7 protein-coding genes are annotated in these 6,482 nt (G+C 67.9%); 5 read left to right on the top strand and 2 right to left on the bottom strand.

Features of this window, described 5'->3' with window-relative positions; translation table 11 throughout:
* Positions 1-110: 110 nt before the first annotated feature.
* The 5 genes from A6F73_RS38110 to A6F73_RS38090 all read left to right on the top strand — a co-directional run bounded on the left by A6F73_RS38110 (position 111) and on the right by A6F73_RS38090 (position 4,672).
* Positions 111-395 (top strand): hypothetical protein, encoded by a 285-nt coding sequence (locus tag A6F73_RS38110; protein ID WP_063353044.1) that lies wholly within the window; start codon positions 111-113, stop codon positions 393-395.
* A gap of 69 nt (positions 396-464) precedes the next feature.
* Entirely contained in the window at positions 465-893 is a 429-nt protein-coding gene (locus A6F73_RS38105) for a hypothetical protein (RefSeq protein ID WP_063353043.1), read from the top strand.
* Between the two features lie 12 nt (positions 894-905).
* Positions 906-1,124: a hypothetical protein gene (locus A6F73_RS38100; RefSeq protein ID WP_063353042.1), complete on the top strand. Its 219-nt coding sequence runs from the start codon at positions 906-908 to the stop codon at positions 1,122-1,124.
* Positions 1,125-1,342: 218 nt separating this feature from the next.
* Complete coding sequence (locus A6F73_RS38095) at positions 1,343-3,220, top strand: 2'-5' RNA ligase family protein (RefSeq protein WP_063353041.1); 1,878 nt, start codon at positions 1,343-1,345, stop codon at positions 3,218-3,220.
* Between the two features lie 162 nt (positions 3,221-3,382).
* Positions 3,383-4,672: a phage major capsid protein gene (locus A6F73_RS38090; RefSeq protein WP_244293883.1), complete on the top strand. Its 1,290-nt coding sequence runs from the start codon at positions 3,383-3,385 to the stop codon at positions 4,670-4,672.
* Positions 4,673-5,140: 468 nt separating this feature from the next.
* On the opposite strand, the gene A6F73_RS38085 is transcribed toward A6F73_RS38090, so the two are convergent.
* Together A6F73_RS38085 and A6F73_RS38080 are read right to left on the bottom strand one after the other, a co-directional pair.
* The gene (locus A6F73_RS38085; protein ID WP_079136670.1) at positions 5,141-5,470 is read right to left on the bottom strand and encodes a hypothetical protein; all 330 of its coding nucleotides are present in this window, start codon (positions 5,468-5,470) and stop codon (positions 5,141-5,143) included.
* On the bottom strand, positions 5,467-5,928 hold the full coding sequence (locus tag A6F73_RS38080) for a MarR family transcriptional regulator (RefSeq protein ID WP_244293882.1): 462 nt from the start codon (positions 5,926-5,928) through the stop codon (positions 5,467-5,469). The genes A6F73_RS38085 and A6F73_RS38080 overlap by 4 nt, the downstream gene beginning before the upstream one ends.
* Positions 5,929-6,482 lie beyond the last annotated feature (554 nt).

Here is a 6,482-nt window from a genome sequence, read left to right as displayed (position 1 = left end):
TGGTTCCGAGGCCAGTCGGAGCGCAACCGACACGGCGCTCGCCGCGGCTTGTTCCTTGGGCCGGAGAAGGCATCAACGCTATGGTCCCTACAGGACCATAGGAGGACCTGTTGACCAGTAACGATGACGACGCCGCGACCCAACGCCATGGATACAACGGGCACTTCATCGTGAACCGCGACGTGCTCGCGAACACGATGGCAGCGCACTTGTCTGCAAGCCAACTCGAACTCTTCATGGGCGTTCTCGCCGGTGCGGTTGACCTGACCCAAGGCCCACTGAGCCCCCGGGCGCAACGTGACCTGGCCAAGCTGCAGGAGCACGATCTGATCCTCAAGACAGCTCAGGGCTACGAGGTCAGCCCGAAGGTAGCCCTTCCCCGACCGGCGAGCTGAGGGTGCGCGGCGAGACACTAGCCCGTCTCGCCGCGCACCCTCGCCCTTGTGCGCACCTATCGAATCTCCGTGAAGTCCCTCCCACAGGCCGGCCAGCAGCCGACCGGCCAGCAGCCGGCCGGCCAGGGGCCCGAGGATCAGGAGCCGGCCGACGACGGCCGGCAGTGGGCGGGCGATCCGTACGATGACGGCGACGAGACGTTGCCAGATGACCCGGCAGTGACGGCTCGTTTCTCCGCCCCGGGCGGTGAGGAAGCGTGGCTGGAGCGTGCTGCGGACGGCACACTGACCGGGTGGCTGCGCGATCCGTCCGGCCAGGTCTACCGTTACTCGGACGCCGATGCGTGGGCCGTGGACGTGGACGACGCCGGTATGACGCCGTCCGGCGGCGGTACCCAGACCGACGAGCAGCCCGCAGACGGCGAGCAGCCGGAGAACGAGGCGGAGCCGGACGGCGGCAGCCAGGACAGCGAGCTCCCCGACGAGTTCCGGAAGTAGGAGGAGGCCGACGTGGAGATTCAGGATCTGCCTGGCCGCGCTGCAGCTGTGCAGTCCGCCGCGGAGGGCGCTGCTGCTGCGAAGGCCGGCGAGACGGCGGCGGGGTGCCCGTACTCGGAGCTCGGTGACTTCGCTGAGCGGTACCGGCGCCGCTTCTGGCTCCGCGGCTTCCAGGACGCTGGCGGCACGCTGCCTGAGCACCAGGACGGCAGGCCAGACGACGCCGGGTGACGGCGCGACGGTAAGGGCACACAGGGGGCACGGTCGCGGGGCTCATCGTCCCCGTCCCGAGGAAGTGCCCCGTGCCGCCGCGTCCACCAGCCCGGCCCCGCCGTCTGCAGGGCATCGTCCGAGCGATCTGCGCCGTCACCGGGGTGCAGGACGAGGTCGGAGACGTCATCCTCCCCGGGGCATTCACTCGCACCCTGGCCGCCCGGCCCGTTAAACCCGTGTTCAGCCACGAGTGGAAGGACCCGATCGGGGTCTGCCACGGGGTCGAGGAGTGGCTGCCCGGTGACCCCCGGCTCCCGAAGACCACCCCGATGGGCAAGCCCTGGCCGAAGGACGCTGGCGCCCTGGTCGCCGACGTCGGCCACAACCTGCGCACCAGCCGCGGCCGCGACGTCTTCGAGCAGGTGAAGCAGTGGCACGAGGAGGGCGGCGGCGCCCAGTGGTCGATCGGCTACGTCGTCCCCAAGGGCGGCGCCACCAAGCGGGCCGGGGTGAGGATCATCCACGACCTTGACCTGTACGAGGTGTCGCCGGTACTGCACGGCGCGCACCCGCTCACCATGGCGCTGGAGGTCAAGGGCAACCCGGCCGGACAGTCCCAGGCCTTGGAGTACAAGGCGACCGGGCCGCACGGGGAACCTCAGGTCGGCCAGGGCGTGATGATCGCTCTGTTCCCGCCGCCGGAGGTCTCCGACGCGCTCGCGCACCCGCAGGGCACCGCGGCCGGCGATCTGCACGTCACGCTCGCGTACCTCGGCCAGGCCGACGCGCTGGGTGGGTACCCGGACGACCTGCCAGACCTGATTCGTACGGCCACCTCCGGCGCGCCACAGCTCGAAGGCCAGCTCGGTGGGATCGGCCGTTTCCCTCCGGGCGAGGACGGCGTGCCGGTGTGGGTGCCCGTCGACGTGCCCGGCCTGGCGGAACTGCAGCAGCGAGTCGTGTCCGCGCTGGCCGGATCAGTCTTCAACGAGGCCCTCCGCACCGACCACGGCTTCACCCCGCACCTGACGCTCGGCTATGACCTTCCCGACGACGTCCCAACCGTCGATGCGACTCCGGTCATCTTCGACGAGCTGTTCGTCGTCCGCGGTACCGACCGCGTCGGCATACCGCTGGGACGCCCCGCGGAACAGGACGACGTCGGACCCGACATCGCCCCCTCGCCCCCCGCGCCGCCAGTTCCGGCGCCGGTGGGGCCGGCAGTCGAGGTGAAGACCGCCCACCAGGCCGTCGCCGCCGCGAAGTCCGTCGCCACGCGGCGCAACCGCCTTGAAGTGAAGTCCGCTCACCAGGCTGTCGCCGAAGCCAAGTCGCTGATCAGCCGGATCGAGGAGAAGAGCATGCAGCCGCCGATGGCCGGATCGTATGAGGAGCAGCAGTCCCACCTACGGGACGCGCTCCAGGTGCTGTTCCTGCCTAACCAGGACGCCAGCGCCGACGCGGCCTGGGTGTGCATCGAGGCGACGTTCCCCGACCGCGTAATCGCGACCGTGGCCCGCCCCGAGCCCGGCGAGACGATCACTTACTCCGTGCCGTACCAGAACGCCGGCGGCGACGTTGTCCTCGGCACCCCGCAGCGGGTCGAGCTGACGGTCGTTGCCGTCGACACCGAAGACCCGGACGGCGACGAGGAGGTCGAGGAGGAAGCCGAACCCGAGGAGGCCGCCGAAGCACGGTTCCTGCAGCCCGCCGCCGGCCGGCTCGCTGATGCCACCTCGGCGATCGCCGTGGCCGACGTCGAGCCCGAGCAGTTGGAGAACCTCCGCCCGGCCGTCGACCGCCTACTGCGAACCCTGGCCCGCAAGGGGATGCCCATCAGCGAGGGCAACGCCGAACCCGATGACGACTTCGGCGACGACTGGGGCCTGTACGACCACCTCGACGACGAACAGGACCAGGCCGACGGCCAAGGCGGCGCCCCGGACGCCGACGCACCCGCTCCGGCGACAGTTCCACCCGGGGGCCCGGCCCCCGCGCCGGCGGTCACCACCCCAGGCAGCCCGGAGCCGAGCGACGAGGCCACGAACCAGGACGAGGAGGTCACCTTGGACCCGGAGGAGGTCGAGGCCCAGCTCAAGGCGCTGGCGGCATGACCAAGCACTGTCGTGCTGCCGTGCCCGGGCTACGAGGCGCGGCAGCACGCGACGTTAGACCCTCATCTCCCTTCCACTGACCCGGAACGTTTCGGGTCGTCCCGGTGCTGGCCGGGCGAGCGACGCGCGCCAACCGTCCGCCACCAGCACTTGGAAGGCTCCGTGAGCACCGCCACCGCCGACATACCCCTCAAGACCCTCATCAACGAACTCGCCACCCGCCAGGGCGAGGCCCGCCGCATCAGCGAGACCTTCAAGGTCGATGAGCAGGGCCGCTTCACCGTCTCCACCGAGCAGAATCAGGCGTACCGCAAGGTCATCCAGGACGCGCAGGAGCTCAAGTCCCTGATCGACGCCCGCAAGAGCGCCGACGACATCGCCGGCTTCCTGGACGCCCCCGAGGCCCCGTCCGCCGCCGGCCAGTTCTACGGCAGCCCCCAGGGCCCCGAGGTGAAGTCCCTCGGCGACCTCTTCGTGGAGAGCGACGGTTACGAGCGTGCCCGTGAGCGCGGCTTCGAGGGTTCCTCCCAGATCCGCGCCGGCATGGAAGGCAAGTCCATCTGGGCCCTGTCCGCTGGCACCATCACCCACAACAGCTTCGGCGGCGCGCAGAACGTCGGCATCAGCGAGCTGGCCCGCCGCAAGTCCCGCATCCGCGACCTCTTCCCCAAGGCCACGACCAAGGCGTCCGTCCTGTACGGCATCCGCGAGACGGGCTGGACCAACAACGCCGCACAGATCCGCCAGCGCACCGCCGCGGACGGGGTCTCCCCAGCGGCTGGCCTGCCGACCGACCAGTGGGGCCGCGCCCCGGAGTCGAGGCTCGACTTCAAGCCGGTGATGTACCCGGTCACCGAGATCGCCCACGTACTCCACGCGCACAAGAACATCCTCAGCGACGAGCCCCGGCTCAAGTCGTTCATCAACAACCGGATGGTCGAGGGCGTCAAGTACCGCGAGGACTATGACCTGTTGCACTCCTCCGGCGACGGCGAGAAGCTCACCGGCCTCTTCAACGTCCCCGGCGTCCAGGAGTACGCCGCGCTCCAGGCCGACAAGCGAAGCGTGCAGGTCCGACGGGCCATCACCAAGGGCATCCTCGCTGAGTACGAGATGACCGGCCTGGTGATCTCCCCGAACCTCTGGGAGGAACTGGAGCTGGAGACCGACAACAACGGCGCGTTCCGCATCGCCGTCGCCGTCGCCGTCGGTGCCGAGAAGAAGGTCTGGCGCCTCAACGTCGTCGACACCACCGCCATGGCCGACGAGAAGTTTCTCGTCGGGGCGTTCGGCACCGGCGCCCAGCTCTACGACCGCGAGTCCGTCTCCGTCACCGTCTCCAGCGAGAACGGTCTGAACTTCGAGAACGGCGTCATCAGCATCCGCGCCGACGAACGCGTCGCCCTAGAGGTCGCCCGCCCCGAGTCCTTCGTCGTCGGCACCTGGGCATAGCAGCCCCCGCCAGCCCGGGGCAGCTGCGCACTTCGGCATGGAACCACGATCGGTCGGTCGTGGTTCCATGCCGAAACGTTCATATAGACGCGGCCAGCCCGGCACCAGAGCAACTGCCCCGACCACGACCGGTGGGTCGTGGTTCCGTGCCGAAACGTTCACAAGCACCCCGCTAACCCGCGACAGCTGCACACCGCGGCACGGAACCACGATCGGTCGGTCGTGGTTCCATGCCGAAACGTTCATATAGACGCGGCCAGCCCGGCACCAGAGCAACTGCCCCGACCACGACCGGTGGGTCGTGGTTCCGTGCCGAAACGTTCACAAGCACCCCGCTAACCCGCGACAGCTGCACACCGCGGCACGGAACCACGATCAGTGGGTCGTGGTTCCATGCCGAAACGTTCATAAGCGCGAAGGGTTGTTGATCCGCAGTGGATCAACAACCCTTCGCGCGTCCTGAATCGTTCAGTCTACGAGCCGAAGGGCTCGCGTCTGCCCGTGAGCTGTCGGCGTCAGTCGGAAGAACTTGACCTGGGCTCGCCCCCCGGACTGCTCCAGCCATCCCGCATCAACGAGCTGCTGCCGGATGCGGGAGAACATGGTCGGCGTCCATCCGACAATGCCCGCCAGGTCCTTTGCCGACTGCTCGATCGCCCCGTTCAGGCCGACGAGCTCCGGATCGTTGTAGAGCACGATCATCAGGCGCTGGTTGGCGGTCAGGTTGTGGGTCCGCCTCAGCAGCTCCCCGAACGACATGCTCCTGCTCCCATGCAGCGCAAACGTCTGAGCGCTCATCGGTCCTCCCACCACTCTCGAACTCTCGGGGCCAACCCAGGGATGTCCGGGGGGTTGAAGCGTTTCACTGCTTCACGCTGATCGTAGCCCGGACCGTGGAACGCGATGTAGGGCGTGATCCGGTACAACTTCGAGTTCCCGAACGTGCCCACCGCAACCAAGATCCGGTGTTTGAGGAGCTTGCGGCTGATCCGGCCGATGGCATCTGCCGTCATGCCGACTTCCTTGCCGATGTCCGCCCCCGTCATCACCACAGGCTCCATGCCCTCTGGCGACGTTCCGATCCACCACAGGACCATGAACTTCTCGCCCGGGGTGAACTTATTGCTGCGGCAGATGGCGCGGACGCGTTCCTTGTCGACGTTCGCGTGTCCGTCGTAGAACGCGAACGGAGCAAAGGGGAGAAGTTCCCCGTTCTCGTCCGCTGGCGCGCGTCGGCGCCGTGCGGCGGCAGCCACGTGGTCCCCTCCTTCCTCGGGCATAGGTTTTGGACCCTGCTGCGGTCGGCCGCAGCGGATCAGATGGCCTAAAAGTACATGACCGAAACGTCACTGAGCCAACTTCGGGGGCGCTCATGACTTCGTGTCGCGCCGTCCTTCCAAGGGCAGCCTCAGATGTACTTTTCAGCACTGAACCACGATCGTACGATCGTGGTTCCCTGACTTATCGATCGTGATTTCCAGATCTGCTGATCAGGTCACCACGAGGCAGTGGCCGCTTCACCACGGTCCTATGAGCAGCCTTGGCAGCTCCTTGATCGGGGTAGGAGATCTGACGATCGTGGCTTCCAATGGCATTTCCGCAGGTCAAAGGCTTAAAGGGCTCTTCTCCCTCTCTTGCAACTGAACGACGCCAGCCACGTGAGCACCTCTCAGGGTGCTTGGCCATCCGGCCGCGAGCCACTGGGTGGTAACCGCCATGAGCCCGGGGGCAACCCGCCGTGGCATACCGCTGCTCGGCCGAGGACGGCCTCCCAGCTCCCGGGTCACCTTAGCGATGTACTGGCGAACTT

The organism is Streptomyces sp. MJM8645, assembly GCF_001625365.1.
Lineage (GTDB): Bacteria > Actinomycetota > Actinomycetes > Streptomycetales > Streptomycetaceae > Kitasatospora.
This window is presented reverse-complemented; position numbering and strand designations above follow the sequence as displayed.

Bases quoted from the DNA above. Each gene is read 5' to 3' on its own strand.
- A6F73_RS38085 (WP_079136670.1), bottom strand. From the start codon at position 5,470: ATGAGCGCTCAGACGTTTGCGCTGCATGGGAGCAGGAGCATGTCGTTC.